At 58.8% G+C, this 16104-nt stretch carries 12 protein-coding genes and 1 other RNA gene; 8 read left to right on the top strand and 5 right to left on the bottom strand.

What is annotated here, in order from left to right; all coding sequences use genetic code 11:
- Positions 1-43 precede the first annotated feature (43 nt).
- Positions 44-1525 (bottom strand): hypothetical protein, encoded by a 1482-nt coding sequence (locus GWR55_RS09060; protein WP_162401978.1) that lies wholly within the window; start codon positions 1523-1525, stop codon positions 44-46.
- 156 nt (positions 1526-1681) lie between these two features.
- Positions 1682-2680, bottom strand: a complete 999-nt coding sequence (locus GWR55_RS09055) for a pectinesterase family protein (RefSeq protein ID WP_162401977.1) — start codon at positions 2678-2680, stop codon at positions 1682-1684.
- Between the two features lie 93 nt (positions 2681-2773).
- Here GWR55_RS09055 and ffs point away from each other — a divergent pair.
- Both ffs and GWR55_RS09045 read left to right on the top strand, forming a co-directional pair.
- Positions 2774-2871, top strand: an RNA gene (gene ffs / locus GWR55_RS09050) — signal recognition particle sRNA small type.
- A gap of 246 nt (positions 2872-3117) precedes the next feature.
- The gene (locus tag GWR55_RS09045; RefSeq protein ID WP_162401976.1) at positions 3118-4134 is read left to right on the top strand and encodes a beta-ketoacyl-ACP synthase III; all 1017 of its coding nucleotides are present in this window, start codon (positions 3118-3120) and stop codon (positions 4132-4134) included.
- Between the two features lie 254 nt (positions 4135-4388).
- Here GWR55_RS09045 and GWR55_RS09040 read toward each other — a convergent pair whose 3' ends face one another.
- From GWR55_RS09040 to GWR55_RS09030, 3 genes are all read right to left on the bottom strand, one after another.
- On the bottom strand, positions 4389-6158 hold the full coding sequence (locus GWR55_RS09040; protein ID WP_162401975.1) for a glycosyltransferase family 39 protein: 1770 nt from the start codon (positions 6156-6158) through the stop codon (positions 4389-4391).
- Between the two features lie 174 nt (positions 6159-6332).
- On the bottom strand, positions 6333-7052 hold the full coding sequence (locus GWR55_RS09035) for a YqaA family protein (protein ID WP_238398737.1): 720 nt from the start codon (positions 7050-7052) through the stop codon (positions 6333-6335).
- Positions 7053-7139: 87 nt separating this feature from the next.
- Complete coding sequence (locus GWR55_RS09030; RefSeq protein ID WP_238398736.1) at positions 7140-8021, bottom strand: menaquinone biosynthetic enzyme MqnA/MqnD family protein; 882 nt, start codon at positions 8019-8021, stop codon at positions 7140-7142.
- 37 nt (positions 8022-8058) lie between these two features.
- Between GWR55_RS09030 and GWR55_RS09025 the strand changes: the two genes are divergently transcribed.
- The 6 genes from GWR55_RS09025 (at position 8059) to GWR55_RS09000 (ending at position 15845) form a co-directional block, all read left to right on the top strand.
- Positions 8059-8250 carry a DUF3565 domain-containing protein gene (locus GWR55_RS09025; protein WP_162401974.1) on the top strand — a complete coding sequence of 64 codons (192 nt, stop codon included), beginning with the start codon at positions 8059-8061 and terminating at the stop codon, positions 8248-8250.
- A 78-nt stretch (positions 8251-8328) separates the two neighbouring features.
- Positions 8329-9432 (top strand): mannonate dehydratase, encoded by a 1104-nt coding sequence (locus tag GWR55_RS09020; RefSeq protein WP_162401973.1) that lies wholly within the window; start codon positions 8329-8331, stop codon positions 9430-9432.
- Between the two features lie 13 nt (positions 9433-9445).
- Positions 9446-10633: a DNA-processing protein DprA gene (gene dprA, locus GWR55_RS09015; RefSeq protein ID WP_238398735.1), complete on the top strand. Its 1188-nt coding sequence runs from the start codon at positions 9446-9448 to the stop codon at positions 10631-10633.
- Positions 10634-10905: 272 nt separating this feature from the next.
- Positions 10906-13749 (top strand): type I DNA topoisomerase, encoded by a 2844-nt coding sequence (gene topA, locus GWR55_RS09010; RefSeq protein ID WP_162401971.1) that lies wholly within the window; start codon positions 10906-10908, stop codon positions 13747-13749.
- 228 nt (positions 13750-13977) lie between these two features.
- Positions 13978-14262 (top strand): DUF427 domain-containing protein, encoded by a 285-nt coding sequence (locus GWR55_RS09005; protein WP_162401970.1) that lies wholly within the window; start codon positions 13978-13980, stop codon positions 14260-14262.
- Positions 14263-14393: 131 nt separating this feature from the next.
- Entirely contained in the window at positions 14394-15845 is a 1452-nt protein-coding gene (locus tag GWR55_RS09000) for an aminotransferase class V-fold PLP-dependent enzyme (RefSeq protein WP_162401969.1), read from the top strand.
- Positions 15846-16104: the final 259 nt, after the last annotated feature.

Here is a 16104-nt window from a genome sequence, read left to right as displayed (position 1 = left end):
GGAGCTGCCAAACAGAAAAGGGTGCGCAGTCCCGGCACGGATTTTAAGCCAGGTGCAAATCCTTCAGGCCGTCGCCAACAGCACGAAGATTTTCCAGTCTCATTTCGGAGTATTTGCGCGAGATGATGATTCCATCCGCTCCTCCTCGAAAAGCGGCCATGACGGCACCTTTGGTTCCAGCAGGAGTGCACTTTGCGTGGCCCTGGGCCGTAGGGATGTCAACATCGATTCCTGGCCATAGCTGAGTTTTTGCCCCCGCAAGACCATCGTGTGCCCGTTTGGTCTCTCGATAGACATAATCGGATGAGAAGCCGATGGCAGGAAGCGTCTTAAAGTCTTTCTCGTTGCCGTAATCAAGAACGCGATAGTGGAAGTCGAGCAACTCCTGTTTCGGCACATCGGCAAAGTAGGAGGTTCCTACGCTTTCGATGTAATCGACCATGCGCTCTCCGGCACAGTTTTGATACATCACTACCTTGAGGAAGTCTGAGTACGGCGCCATCTCGGCAAGGTCCTGTTCTGCGCGATAGATCGGGTTGAAAGAGTTGTTGTGCCAGATGTGCCAGCCCACCCCGAGCTTGGGGTTCACGGATTTCACGCGATCGTAGATTGCTTTCTGTGTCTCGCGAAGGCTTGATGTCCAGAGGTTCTCCCATGCAAGAAGCTCGGGATAACGAAGCATCAGGCGCCAGAGCTGGACGTAGTATCCATCTACGGGGCGAGTGCCTTTACGTGCAGCGAGAACAAATTTCTCCAGCTCAAGAAATCCCTGTTTTGCGCGATCTGGATTGATGCCCTGTTTTCGCGCTTTCGCGAAGCAATACTCGCAGAAGCACGTTACGGTAGATGGCTGAGGATGCGCATGACTTGCGCCGAGAGCGTTCGAGAAGGCACCCTGCCTCTCCGATCCCCACATCACACCGTCGATGTCATAGGAGCGCGACCAGTCTTCTGCGATATTCATCAGCCAGTGGTGATACTCAGGGTTGTTAAAGCAGAGGGTTGTGGCTTTTTTGCCGGAGAGCTCGACTTCCTGCAGCCTCTCGATGTCAGGAAGATTTTTACGAAAGACGTCTTCGTACCAGCAGATCGTCTTTATGCCCCGCTTCTTCGCCTCTGGAATCACCTGCTCGAGCACGTCGTAGTTACCGAGGTCTGGCGCACGAAAACTCTTGAAGACCGTATCGGAGTAGTACTTCGGATTGACCTTAGTGTAGGAACCGCCGAAGAAGGTATCTGTATCGTATTTCTGAGTTCCATGGTCGGGTAGAGGCTGCCCCGGAACCTGCCGTCCGGCGATGCCGCGGCCGTAGGTAAAGGTCGCAACGAAGAGAGTGTTCACCGCTGCAGCACGTTCGCATTCGTCCAGAACCTTCTCCACGCCTTCGTCCGCAAAGGACACTGCGCCAATCTGAATGCCGATCACCTTGCTCGACTTTAGTGGCGCGGCGATGACTTGGTCGGGCGACGTTGTTGCGGCGATGGCCACGCCAGCTGCGCTTTGAAGAAACCGTCTGCGATCCATCAAGGTTTTGCCCTCTACAAGGTAATAGAAGCGTCTTTGGTTCCAGAAACACCGGGGGGAATGCAGCACAATGCTACATCCAGTTCGTGTTTCGCTCCATCTTCCATGAGTTCGTGAAAAATTCGGAACCATGGCGGACAGGATGTCGGTGGAAGCCTAGGGAAGCTTCTTTGCCTGAGCGAGAGGATCCCAGTGATCTTTGCCGCGAAGGAAGTTTGCGGGCTCGAATTGCTTTGCCTGACCGGGGGGCAGTTGATGTATCCAGGAGGGACGCGCAGCGGTTGTGGCCCCTGGACCGAAGTTTTCGAACTCAGCATAGTAGGCAGTCTGCTCGTTAGAAGCTTTCCCCCAGTTGTTCCATCCCTGCGGAGCAACAGTGGAGGGCAGCTCAGTATGGAGATAGACGACGCGTGAGTAGGGGCGCCACGGACGGCCGAGGAAGAAGTGATGCCCGGCGAGGCCGGCGTCATCGGCCGTGACGCGGCTGTTGGCGATGACGTAGCCGGTCGTCTGGCTCGCCGAGGTGCGCGACTGCGCTGTCAGATAGCCCGGTGAGAGTTCGTGCAGCTCGGAGTGGTCGAAGACGGCCTGCGCATTCCCGAAGATGAAGTCGACGGTCCCCTCGATGTAGGTGTCCAGATAGTATTGCCGGCCGTAGTCGGCGAAGAGAGTGTCCTGGTGGCCCAGGATGCGGCAATGTTTGAAGATAGCGCGGTCGGACCGGACGGCGATGGCGACGGCCTGACCTGTGTTTCCGGCGGTGTTCTCGAAGGTAAGGTTGTCGGCCTCAAAGCCGGGAGCGTCCACCCGGACGGTTTCGGTGAAGAAGGTTCCTCCCGCCTGTTTGGCGTTCATGGAGTTGGAGATGACGACGTCCTCTGGTCTCTTTCCCATTCCAACGAAGGTAATGTTGGGGTGGTTCTGGGTCACGATCACGCGCTCGTGATAAACGCCGGGCTCGATCTCGATGTAGACGCGGCCGTTTTTCCCCGCGAAGGGATGGTGGTCCATGGCCATCTGGATGGTCGGGAATTCGGTCGTGCCCTCGACGCCGGTCTTTACTCCATGAGCTACGCGAACGTGGACGTTCTGAGCGATGGAAGGGGAAGTGAAGACACAGGAAGCGGCGAGAAAAAGTGGCAGGACCAATCGCATAGACCAAAGACTATCAGGTGAATCCAGCTGCAGGGAATGAAGGGGTTAGCATGATTATTGGATGTGGATTTCGGAATGCTAAAATCAAACGTGTGCCGGGTCCTACGCGACGTAATCCCGCCAACTCCGCCAGGTCCGGAAGGAAGCAACGGTAACGGGTCATTACGGGCGCAGTAGGTCGCCCGGTACATTTTTTTAAGTCTCCGCAAAGATGGAGGCTCTGATCCCCAGCGCAGATTCCAAAGACAGCGCCCGGGCATGATTCCTTCCAGCTATTGTTCTGCTTACCTTTCCGGTAGATGATGATGAGGGCGGAGTTCTGCCTCCAGGCCGGAGCATGGCGTTTTGAGTGACATTCGGCGCTTGCTTCGGGGAAAATGATTGGGGTTGGGCTGAGCTGCGGTTCGGCCTGCCTCCAAAGGATTTGAGGTGTAGGTTTGAGTCTGACGTTGAAGCCGCGCGCGCAGGTGCGGGCAAAGATCTCTTCAGTAGGTACTTACGTTCCCCCTGGGTTGCTGACCAACGCAGACCTGGAAAAGATGGTCGAAACCAACGACCAGTGGATTGTGGAGCGCACGGGAATCCGCGAGCGGCATCTGGTCGAACCAGGCGTGGCCACCAGCGATCTCGCAGTCGAGGCAGCGAAGTGCTGCCTGGCGAAGCGCGGCGTGGATGCCAGCGAGGTTGAGGTCATCATTGTGGCCACGGTAACGCCGGACATGCTGTTTCCGGCGACGGCCTGCCTGGTTCAGAACAAGCTGGGAGCCAAGGGTGCATGGGGCTTTGATCTCTCCGCCGCATGCTCTGGATTTCCTTATGCCCTGCAGGTAGGGGCGAAGCTGATCGAGAGCGGGATGCACAAGAAAGTTCTGGTGATCGGAGCCGATGTGATGAGCTCCATCATCGACTATACCGACCGTGCGACGTGCGTCATCTTTGGAGATGGCGCCGGCGCGGTTCTGCTGGAGCCGTGTGAAGAGGGCGAAGTCGGTTTGATCGACTACTGGCACGAGATTGATGGATCGGGCGCGGTGGCGCTCAATATGCCCGGAGGCGGAAGTCTGCATCCCGCCACGGCAGAGACGGTCGCAAAGAAGATGCACTATGTCCACCAGGACGGACAGACGGTCTACAAGTTTGCCGTCCGCAAAATGGCCGAGGCTGCCGAGACAGTCCTGACCCGCAATGGCGTAGTCGGAAGCGACCTTGCCTGCTTTATTCCCCACCAGGCGAATAAGCGCATCATTCTGTCGACTGCAGAGAGGCTGGGAATGCCGGAGGATTGCGTGGTCATCAATATCGATCGCTTTGGCAATACCACGGCGGGTACGATTCCACTGGCGATGCAGACCGCGCTTGACGAGAAACGCCTGAAGAAGGGCGATTTGGTATTGCTTGCCAGCGTCGGAGCGGGATTCACCGTAGGCGCTACGCTGCTGCGCTGGGAGTTTTAATCGGTTCTCTGTGCGAAACAGATCAAGGCGGGCCTCTCAGGTCCGCCTTTTCGCTTAGAACCATTCTTTTCCGGTGGAATCACCCGGCTTGTCATCCTGAACGTAGTGAAGGATCCCTTTCTTCCCGAAGCACTACAGAGACTACAGGCAAAATACTCAGGACGACGGCTTTCTTGACGATTCCATCGAGGAGAGAATCGCTTAAAGCACTGTTTTTGCAAAAGGCCCACAATGGACGCCTGACAGATGCCTCTCTATCGCACGGACTGTCGCGGTATCAGGGGATGTAGCAGGGAGCGCTCCCGTTCCTGTTCGATGAGGTCGCAGAAGCTGTCGTGCGGCATCCACTGTTTGCAAAGCGAGGGTCCGGTTGTGCTGATACTGCGGAACAACTCGGTGACCGGAGGAGCCTGATCGAAAGCATGGGTTGCATCCGGTGGACGGTCGCTCAGCCGCTGCGCGCTGAGCAGAACGTCGGAGTTATAGCGTTCCAGCATCCTGGTGTCGTAATACGGCGGAATCAGGTCATAAGTCAGCCAGCTCCACGCCCCGATATAGGCATAGACCAGGAACTCACGATGCTCTGCCAGGAAGGTCTGGCTGGGTACGATCTGCAGTGGAAACCATGGACGCAGATCCAGCAGTCCGCGATCGACCGTGTCCTGCTGGAGGTATTTCACGGAGGATTCCGGATTGGCGACGAAGGCAACGTTCTGGATTATCGCCCGCGGTGAGTAGAACGAGACCTGGTGAAAGATCGTGATGTCGGAGAGCGCAAGCGGAGAGTCCGCATGATTGCCGAGCAGATGCATCTGTTCGCTCAGGCGGGTGACGGCTACTCCCTCGATACGCATGATTCTGATGCCATGAACGACGAAGTAGAGCAAAGCTGTGCAGCAGAGAAGAAGAGGAAAGCTGCGAGGACGGGGTGCTACGACAAACCCGAGGTGGCACAACGCCACAATTGCCCCGATGATGCCTGCCAGGGCGTAGCGCTCTGTAAAGCCGTGGGTCACGAACTTTGCTAACAGCATGGCGAAGAGAGGAACCGCGATGATACAGGCCCAGGCCACCACCTCGTAGGTTGAGAAGTGACGCAGCACCCGCTGCCTGCCATCCTGCTCGTAGGATTCGGACCGGAGGGCGGCGATGAGGAAGAGAATGGCGCCGAGGATCAGAATGTTTGCCAGATTGCCGAGGATGCCGGGGTAGAACTCCAGTAGGCTTCCCCAGATGGGGATCGCCCAGAAATGTGCGGAGTAGGAGTTGGCGCTGCGGATGATGGAGAGGAACGCAAGCGGTGGAACGCTGGCCCCCGCGAGGGCCAGCCAGACCCAGGGGTCGATGCGGCGGAGCTGTACGGTGCGGGCGATTTCGCCCAGGCCCAGGGCAAAGAAGAAGAGCACAGCATAGTAGTGGCTGGAGACCGCCATCGCGGAGGAAAAGAACAGCGTACAAAGCCAGAGCACGCGTCGGCGCTGCGAGGAGGTGATTCTTTGCCAGGCCAGCAGGGCAAGCGAACAGAAGCCCAGCATGCTGCCGTAGCCGCGGGCCTCGGTGGCATAGTAGATGGCGCTGGAGGTCAGTGGCATCAGCATGCCCAGGAACGCCCACAGCACCGAGGTGCGGTTGCGGAGCAGATAGAAGAGGCAGACACACATCAGCCCGAAGCCTGCCATTGGCAGAAGCCGAAGCGTTACATGGCTAAGCCCGAAGACAGCCGTGATCTGGTGAATCAGGTAATAAAACAGCGGCGGGTGCTGATCTGCGCCGGTCTTCAGGCCCGCCAGCATCTGGTCCATGGTCGCGGGCCGGGACAGGTACAGGGTGAAGAATTCATCGTCCCAGAGGAGCTTGTGACGCGCGACCAGGGTGGTAATCGTCAGGTAGATGGGAACAAAGATCGTGAAGACCAGCAGGCTGCCTCTCGCTTCAAAGGCAAGGGCGATCTTCTCCAACTGGGCAAGCGTCCATGAGACACGCTCCTTGGCGTGTTCAAGCGAGGCAACACGGGGCTCGGTCATGACCATCTCCAAAAATGTTTAGAGCAGATGCGTCAAATTGGGAAGAAAGCAGTGATACGGTTTCTCGGTCTTCGCCGATTTTCCCAGTCCGGATGGAACTGGCGCTTCTAGGGAATCATTATCACGTCAGCGATGCAGCCAGAGCAAAAAACCTTCGTTGCCTGGCGTTGCAGGCTAAACGGCGGTCCCGCTACGGGACGTCAGATCAGGCGTGGCCTTGATCGTCTTCGTTGCTCGATACAGCTGCCAGGCAGCGATGGCGCAGCAGGCCAGTATGATCCCCCAGGTGACGGCCAGCAGGGTCGTAGCATATTCCGCTGAGAGATGGTTCCAGAGTCGCACGATAGAACGGCCGTAGTACAAACCAAGACCTGCGGCGATCAGGTGCCGCGCGGTGCGGCTGATCGTGAACACCCATAGAAATTTGCGCCGCGACATTTCGAGTGCTCCCGCAGCGAGCACGAAGGGCGAGAGGGGAACCGGAGGCGGCAAAATCGCCGGTAGTGCCACCGCAAGGACGGCATGGCGCTCCATCCACTCGCGCACCAGCTTGAAGATCCGGGGCGGCACGCGCTTCTCGAGGAAGGCCATGCCGCCGGATCGCCCGACGCGATAGCTGAAGTAGCCGCCGATCGCCGACCCGGCAGAGGCGATCAGCACAAGCATGATCCAGTTTTCATGCCGCGCTGCCATCAGCACCAGCATCATGTCGGTGATGCCCGGAATGGGCAGAGGCACGAATGAGGAATCGACGATAGAGACCAGGAACAGGCCAAATACCCCGAAGGTAAAGAGAAAATGCATCAGTGCCGACCGGTGATGCACGGGGGCCACGGCGGCGAGCGCACGCCAGACAGAGTCAGCCACAACCGAAGCGGCCGCCATGGTGGTCATACTGAAATATGACGCTTGTAGACCAGGGAGAGTCGCGTTTGTTCTGTAAAAATCGCCGTCGGCCCGGGGCTTCCAGGTTCTCCAACGCTATCTCGGAGGCGGGTATGCCTGGAGAAAGCGGAGATCGGGAAGCGGAGGCAGCACCCCAAACTCCTCCGCATAGCTGCGGAAGAGACGGATCGCCTGTATGCACTCGTCGGTAAGGGTGTAGTGGATGTTTACCGATAGATAATCGCGAACGATGGCCGGCGGGAGATTGAGGCGCGGTGCCCACTCGCCAACCAGGTCTTCGATATGGGAAAGCCCATGATCACGTGAGCCGATAAGGTCCGCGGTGATGGTGGCTGCGGGTACGTGGCTCTCCGTGAGTGCCTCCGGCCGGATCGCCCACACGGCTGCCACCCACGGCAGGCCGGTCCGGCTGATCCATTCGTGCGCGATATCGAACCACTGGCAGGGACCGACGGCCGCTTCAATCCTCGCTCGCTCCTCGACGGCCAGCAGGGCAGGGTCGCCGATCAGCAGAGCAGCGTCGGCCTGTTGAAGCATCGCGACAGGATCAGCCGGCATGGTAAGGAAATCGGGTTGAGTTCCCAGGAATTTGCGGAAGAGAATCTCGACGTAAGCGCGCGAGCTGCGGGATGCATTATCGGCAGCGACGGTCCGGACGGTCTCCAGCATATGCGGTCCGCGAACAATCAGCTGAATGGAACGGACGCGATCCAGCGAAGCGATAGTGCAGCCCGGTACGATAGCAAGCTCCGGGGTGAGCGATGCGATCGGAATCAAACCCAGGTCGGCACGTCCGGCCAGCAACTCGTCGGCGCACAGGGAAGGCAGCGTGTAGTGAAGCTGATACCGTTCGGCCAACTCTGCGGAGAGAGGCGGGTGCTCGAAGTCCCACATCAGAGGAGCCGGGTTGAGAAAGCTGATAGCGGCGACGCGAACGGGATGGAGTAGATTGCCCAAAGACCTAGTTTAGAAGATGCAGAGAGGTGTACCGACGATGCAGCGTGCGATCATCGGCTTTCATCGGGATGAAGAGAACCATTGGGTGGCCGAGCTGGAGTGCGGCCATAACCAGCATGTGCGGCACGATCCTCCCTGGACGGTTCGTGAGTGGGTGACGACCGAAGAGGGTAGGCGCTCGCGCCTGGGGGCGGAGCTGAACTGCAAGCGGTGCGATGAGGGCGAATGAAGATTTCCGGTGAGCTTCCGCGGCAGGGATTGTAGGATTCTCTGCGGATGCAATGTATCCGCAGGATGGGAGCGATTCGTGGATCGAAGAAGATTTCTTGCAGGATCGGGCACGGCGGCGCTGGCGCTGGGAACCAGGCCGGGCGTGGCGGCTCCGTCGAAGCAGCGCAGAATGCCGAAGGCGATGATGAAGCTGGGATGCCAGAGCGCACCGACGACGGACGCTCATCTGAAGTACCTGGCGCGGTATGGTGTGAAGCACATCTGCGGCTATCCGGAGACGTCAGAGGGAAGAGTGGCCTCAACCGTCGACGAGTTGAGCCGCATGCGCGATCTGGCGGAGAAGAACGGCATTGAGATTCTGTGCGTCGGGCCTCCTATCCTGACGTCAAGCTACATCGACCGCGAGAAGCATCCCGCCATCATGCTGGCGCAGAGCCCGGAGCGGGACCGCGACATCGAGCAAATTCAAACGTTGATTCGCAACTGCGCGCAGGTCGGGCTGCCTTCGATCAAGTACAACATGAGCATCCTCGGAGTGCTGCGCAGCGGAAGGGCCCCGGGACGCGGAGATGCCAGCTACAGCCAGTGGAAGCTGGCAGAGGCGAAGCCGAAGACGCCGCTTACCATCGCCGGGCATGTGGATGCCGACGCGTTCTGGGAGAGGATTACCTACTTCCTCGACAAGGTGATCCCGGTAGCGAACGAGTACAAGATCAGGATGGCGTGTCATCCTCAGGACCCCGGAGTGCCGCCTGCGGGCTACCAGGGTGTGGACCGCGTGCTGGGCACCGTCGATGGTCTCAAGAAGTTTGTGTCCATCCGCGAGAGCGAGTATCACGGGCTGAACTTTTGCCAGGGAACGGTGTCGGAGATGCTGGCCGATCCCGGAAAAGAGATCTTCGACGTGATCCGCTACTTCGGAACGCGGAAGAAGATCTTCAACGTGCACTTCCGCAACATCCGGGGGCATCGTGACGACTTCATCGAGGTGTATCCGGATGAGGGCGACGTGGACATGTGGAAGGCAATCCATGTCTACAAAGAGGTCGGTTATCCGTACATGCTGATGCCGGACCATGTTCCGCAGGCGGAGAGCGATCCCCACGGTCTGCAGTCGTTCGCGTACTGTTATGGATATATCCGCGGTCTGATTCAAGCCGTGCAGTCGCAGGATGCGTGACGAGGGAGAGAGTTTGAAGTCGGGCCAACAGGTGAGTGCAGTTAATACGGTATGGACAGAATCGCAGCTGGCGTGGCTTGCCGTCGTGTTGACACCCGCAATGGGAGCAACCCGCACATGGCGCGTGATGCGCAGGCTGGGCGATCCCAAGCAGATCTTCACAGCCTCACTTACTGAGTTGGAGAGCCTGGGGATGCCTGCCCAATCAGCTCAGTTCATCTTCGATGGCAAAGCTCGCACAGCGGCCGAGGAGGAGTGGAACCGGACCCAGGAGAACGGCGGTTCGATCCTGACCCCCGTGGATGAGGAGTACCCCGAGAGGCTCCGCGAAATCTACGATCCGCCTGCGGTGCTGTGGATTCGGGGCGACGCAAGTCTGCTCTCGCGCCCCGGCATCGCCGTGGTGGGGACGCGTCATCCTTCCACCTACGGTGCGGGCATGGCCCAGATGCTCTCCCGCGATCTCGCAGCCCGAGGGCTGACTATATTAAGCGGCATGGCCCGTGGGGTGGATACGGCGGCTCACAAGGGAGCGCTCGAAGCCCGGGGTAGAACGGTCGCCGTCTGGGGGACGGGGATCGACGTGATCTATCCCAAGGAAAACAAGCGCCTGGCGGAGCAGATCGTCGAAAGCGGCGGCGCCATCGTCAGCGAGTACCCGCTGGGGACCTTTCCGGCTCCGCAGAACTTCCCCGTGAGGAATCGCATTCTGAGCGGATTGAGTGTAGGTGTCTTGGTCATTGAGGCGGCAGAACACAGCGGCACCAGGATCACGGCGCGGCTGGCCATGGAGCAGAACCGCGACGTCTACGCCGTTCCGGGAAACGTGACCAACAAGAACGCGTGGGGACCTAACACGTTGATAAAGCAGGGAGCTAAGCTTACGGCGACCTGGGAGGATATCTGGGAAGACCTGCCTTCGGAGACCCGGCTTGAGCTGGAACAGGAGGTAGCCATTACAGCAGGCGATGAATCGAAATCGCAGGAGGCTGCATCCTTATTTAGCGAAACAAGGCTCTCAGAGCATGAACGGATGATTCTGGAGAGGCTGAGGCAGGATGAGACGACGCAGCTGGACGAGCTGATGGAGCTGTTGGAGGGCCAACTTGGGTCGGCGGAGATCTTCACCGGGTTGTTTGAGCTGGAACTGGCTGGCCGGGTTCGGCAGCTGCCGGGAAAGAATTACGTCCGCACAATGTAACTGCCGGGTTAACAGCGGAAATTCCGTGCGGGTCCAATATCGTAAATTGATTTATTTGAATGGCTTGCGGGGCCACGCTGCACTCGTTGCCGTCCTCTTTTTCCCGGCTTTATCCTGATGACGTTTTACGGCTGCCTTCGTCTGTTGGGAATCGCCGGAGATGACGGAACCGGCGAACCGTGTTAAGTTCGCAAGGGAATCATTGCAGGCCAGTGCAGTTGGAAATGGAACCTCCGGCTTCGGGCCGACGTTCTGAGGAATGAAGGGAAATAATGGCTAAGTCACTCGTGATCGTAGAGTCGCCCGCGAAGGCGAAGACGATCGGGAAATATCTCGGCAGTGATTACCTGGTGGAGGCCTCGATCGGCCACATCATGGACCTGCCCAAAAACGACATCGGTGTAGAGCTGAAGAAGAGGACCTTCGAGCCGACGCTGATCGTCTCTCCTGGAAAGGAGAAGGTCGTCGACCGCCTGAAGAAGCTGGCGGCGAAGGCCGATGCGGTTTACCTGGCGCCTGACCCGGATCGCGAAGGCGAGGCGATCGCGGCGCATCTTTCGATGCAGCTGCTGCCGGTGGTTAAGGATAAGAAAAAGGTTCGTCGCGTCACCTTTAATGAGATCACCCAGAAGGCCGTTCGTGCGGCCTTTGAGCATGCGCGCGACGTGGACGAAAACCTGGTGGATGCGCAGCAGACCCGCCGCGTGCTGGACCGGCTGGTGGGTTACCAGATCTCGCCCCTGTTGTGGGACAAGGTTCGCCGCGGTCTGAGCGCTGGGCGCGTGCAGACGGTCGCCCTGCGGCTGATTGTCGAGCGCGAGCAGGAGATCAACGACTTCAAGCCAGTAGAGTACTGGACCATCGACGCCGATCTTCTGGCTGCCGGCAAGCAGGGATTTACGGCGCGGTTTGTCGGGGTGAATGGGATTCCGTCACGCGTCGCCAATGGCGTCGATGCTGACGGCAAGGAACAGTTCCTCTCGAACGCCCTCCCGGATCGTGAAGCAGTTGATGAGGTTGTCGGCGAACTTCACACCGCGAAGTGGGCGGTAAAGTCGGTCGAGAAGAAAGAGCGCAGGAACAACCCCAAGGCTCCCTTTACGACCAGCAAGCTCCAGCAGGAGGCTGCTGGACGCCTGGGTTTCAACGTGCGGCGCACGATGGGCGTGGCCCAGCGTCTCTATGAGGGCGTGGAGTTGGGTCCGGAAGGCACGGTCGGCCTGATCACCTACATGCGTACCGATTCCACCCGTGTCAGCCCGGATGCGATAGCAGAGGCACGCGAGTATATCGGCAAGCTGGGCGCTGGCTATCTTCCGACGAAGCCAAACGAGTTTGCGGGCAAAAAGCAGGCCCAGGCGCAGGACGCCCACGAGGCGATCCGTCCGACTTCGGTACGGTTCACGCCGGATTCGATTCGCCGATATCTCTCCGACGAACAGTATCGGCTGTACAAGCTGATCTGGCAGCGTTTCGTCGCCAGCCAGATGACTCCGGCGGTCTTCGACCAGACCACGGTTGAGATTGAGGCAAAGGCGAAGCTGACCTATGACTTCCGGGTCAGCGGGAGCGTGCTGAAGTTCGATGGTCACCTGAAGTTTGAAGAGGAAGAGAAACGCGCCCGCCAGGCGGCCAAAGAGAAGGCCGCGAAGGAAGAGCGTCTTGCGCAGGTCAACGTTACGCAGGATGCGGAGGGCGAAGATGACTCGGAGCGCAGACTGCCTGAGCTGCTCTCCGGGGAAGCGCTGAAGCTCGAGAAGCTTGATCCGCAGCAGAAGTTTACTCAGCCTCCGCCGCGCTACAACGAGGCCAGTCTGGTGAAGACGCTCGAGGAGAAGGGAATCGGGCGGCCTTCGACCTATGCTTCGATCATCAACACCATTCAGGACCGCGATTATGTAAAGAAGATTACGGGTCGGTTTGTACCAACCGAGATCGGAATCGTTGTCACCAAGCTGCTGGTCAAGAACTTCCCGTACATCTTCGATACGCAGTACACGGCCACGCTCGAAGTCGAGCTGGATGCAGTGGAGGATGGACAGGAGCGCTGGACGGATCTGCTGACCGGCTTCTACGACCACTTTGAAAAAGAGCTCAAGGTCGCCGAGAAGCATATGGAAGATATCAAGCGGATGGAGCACAAGACCGACGAGGTCTGCGAGCAGTGCGGCTCCCCGCTGATTCTGAAGTGGGGCAAGTTTGGCAGCTTCTTCTCCTGCTCGAACTTCACGAAGTCGAAACCGATGAACGTGGCTGCGGGGCCGTGGAAGAAGAACGCGAAGTCGGTCGTGAAGAAGATCACTGACGCTTTTACCTTCCCGATGACCGTGAAGGCGATGACCGAGGATGTCACCGAGTTCAGTCGCGAGGTGAAGGACGCGAAGGAGCTGACCGAAGCGATCAATCAGGCGCAGGGGAAGGGAAAGAAGGTCGTGGTCGAGACCTTCAGCTGCGACTTCACCAAGGAAAATTACGCCTCCAAGCCGGACCTGAATGCTCCCGGAGCGGACGATGTCGCCGAGGAGGAGTTCTGCGATAACTGCGGGCGCGTGATGGTGCTGCGCAACGGACCGTGGGGACCCTTCATGGCCTGCCCGGGCTATAACGAAGATCCTCCGTGCAAGACGATCCGCAAGCTGAACCAGAAGGTGCAGCAGAAGCCGCCAGTCCAGCTGGAAGAGGCCTGCCCGAAGTGCGGCAAGCCGCTGCTTCTGCGGCAGGGGCAGTATGGTGAGTTCACCAGCTGCAGTGGATATCCGAAGTGCAAGTACATCAAGCAGGACCTGCTTGATGTAAAGTGCCCCAAGTGCGGCGGCGATATCGCCGCGCGCAAGACCAAACGTGGGGATGTCTTCTACGGCTGCGTGAACTATCCCAAGTGCGACTTTGCCTCGAACCAGAAGCTGATCAACGAGACCTGTCCGAAGTGCGACAGCGCCTACCTGCTGGAGGTAGCCCACGACAAGGGAACCTTCTGGGTGTGTCCGAATAACCACGATGCTCTGCCGAAGCGCAGAAAGAAGAAGGGTGCCCCGGAGGCGGAAGAGGCTGTCTCCGCCACTCCTCCATGCAGCTATCAGAAGCAGGTTGCGCAGCCGGAGGGAGAGGCCGCCTGACAGACTGTATCGATCACACCATGCGCGAGGCGAAGGCCTTCTTTGTCCGTCAAGCTGCACGAGAGTGCTGCGAAACGTTGAGAAAGAACGACTTAGCCTCGCGTTTGTTTTTCCCGGCGATTCTGTTACAAATACTAAAGTAGCCTTTGGAAACTGATGTGCGTTGGGCCGCCTGAGGGATTAGGGCGGCTTTGCTGTAAATTACAGAAAGAAAATGGGTTGCATACTATGGCAAAGGCAGTTTGGAATGGGCAGGTTCTGGCCGAGAGCGAGATCTACGAAACGGTAGAAGGTAATATCTACTTTCCCGAAGAGACGGTTAAGCGAGAGTTCCTGAGGCCAAGCTCGACGACCTCCAGCTGTCCGTGGAAGGGCCAGGCGCGCTACTACACCATCCTCGTAGATGGTCAGGAGAACCAGGACGCGGCGTGGTACTATCCGGACCCGAAGCCCGCCGCCCGGAACGTAAAGCATCACATCGCCTTCTGGCGCGGTGTCGAGATTACGAAGTAACCTCTTTTGCCGCCGACGGCGGTTATCCGGAATTTTCAGTTTGCGACAACCTGCTGGACGCTACCGATGGGGCTCCTGCGGAGGTGTATCTTGCTCCCAAGGGTGAACCAGTTCGCTGGAGGTGAGCCAAAATGCGTTCCGACGATGCGGAAAAGACATTGGACCCCGGCACGGAGAGCGACTGGAATACATTGCGCGAGCTGGGGCATCGCATGGTGGATGTGATGCTTGCGCATCTGCAGGGGCGGCGGGAGCAGCCAGTCTGGCAGCCTCTGCCTGACGACTCTCGAAGCGCGCTGGAGGACTCTGGGATTCCCCGCGAAGGAGAGGGAGCTGCGGCTGCCTATGAGAGCTTCCTGAAGCACGTTCTTCCGTACGGCATCGGGAATACCCACCCGCGCTTCTGGGGATGGGTGATGGGAAACGGAACAGCCGAGGGCATGCTGGCCGAGATGCTGGCTGCCGGAATGAACCCCAATGTGGGCGGATTTGACGACTCGGCCACCCTGGTCGAGGAGCAGGTCATCGGGTGGATGGCGGAGCTGATGGGGATGCCGGCCGGAGCGAGCGGCCTGTTGACCACCGGAGGCACCATGGCCAACCTGATCGGACTGGCGGTGGGTCGCCATGCGAGGGCGGGCTTCGATCTGCGGGCAGAGGGGCTGCGGGACGGACCTCTGCTGCGGGTATATTGCTCGACCGAGACCCATAGCTGGTTGAAGAAGGCGATGGAGCTGATGGGGATGGGCCGTGCCGGACTCTGTGCCATTGGAGTGGACAGCGGCTACCGGATGCGGGTGGACGAACTGAAGCAGGCGATTGCCGCGGATCGTGCTGCAGGGTCGAGGCCGGTGTGCGTGGTGGCGACCGCCGGAACCGTAAACACGGGAGCTACGGACGATCTGGTGGCGATTGCCGATCTCTGTGTAGAGGAAGGTCTGTGGTTCCACGTGGATGGAGCATTTGGCGCGCCGGCTTACTGGTCGCAGAAGCTCCGGTCGCGCGTGAGCGGAATCGAACGTGCGGACTCGCTGGCATTCGATCTGCACAAGTGGGCCTACATGCCTTACGACATCGGCTGTGTGCTGGTACGCGACCCCGAGGAGCACATGGCTGCCTTCGCCACCGGAGCAAGCTATCTGACCGCGATGGAGCGAGGCCCGGCTGCGGGTGGGATCCGTTTTGCGGACCGAGGGATTGAGTTGTCGCGAGGCTTCCGGTCGCTGAAAGCGTGGATGAGCCTGAAGTCTCTGGGTGTCGATGCGATCACGGCTGTTGTGGACCAGAACGTTGAGCAGGCGCAGTACCTCGCCTCGTTGATCGAGCGATCGCAGCGGTTGGAGTTGGCCGCGGAAGTCCCACTTAATATTGTCTGCTTCCGCTATACCGATGCTGACGAGGCGCAGAACAGGGAGATCCTGATGCGGCTGCAGGAGAGCGGCGTGGCTGTGCCGTCGGGGACGGTGCTCGACGGGCGTTTCGCGATTCGTGTGGCCATCTCGAATCATCGCTCGCGCCGGGAGGACTTCGATCTTCTGGTAGGGACGGTTGAGGAGATCGGGCGGAAGGTCGTCTCCTCCTGATCCAGCCTTGTGCGCGGAATTGCTGGGTTGTCATCGCGGTGAAGCTGCGAGACGCTTCGCTCAAGATGACACGTTCAACGGGACTGTCAGAGCTGTATGCAAGAAGATAGGTAGAGGTTTTGCTGTTTCGTAAAAATGAAAGTTATATAAGATCTACAAAAATTATTAATTGACAATGAAACATTAAAACGGATACTGTTCCGTCGGTGTGAGCGTGTGGAGTTTTCCATGCGCCATGCGTGGAGCCGGGTCTTGCGCT

Origin of the sequence: Edaphobacter sp. 12200R-103, assembly GCF_010093025.1 — a bacterium.
In the GTDB taxonomy this organism is placed as follows: Bacteria; Acidobacteriota; Terriglobia; order Terriglobales; family Acidobacteriaceae; genus Edaphobacter.
The sequence above is the reverse complement of the archived record's forward strand: the minus strand, read 5'-3'. Positions and strand labels throughout refer to the sequence as shown.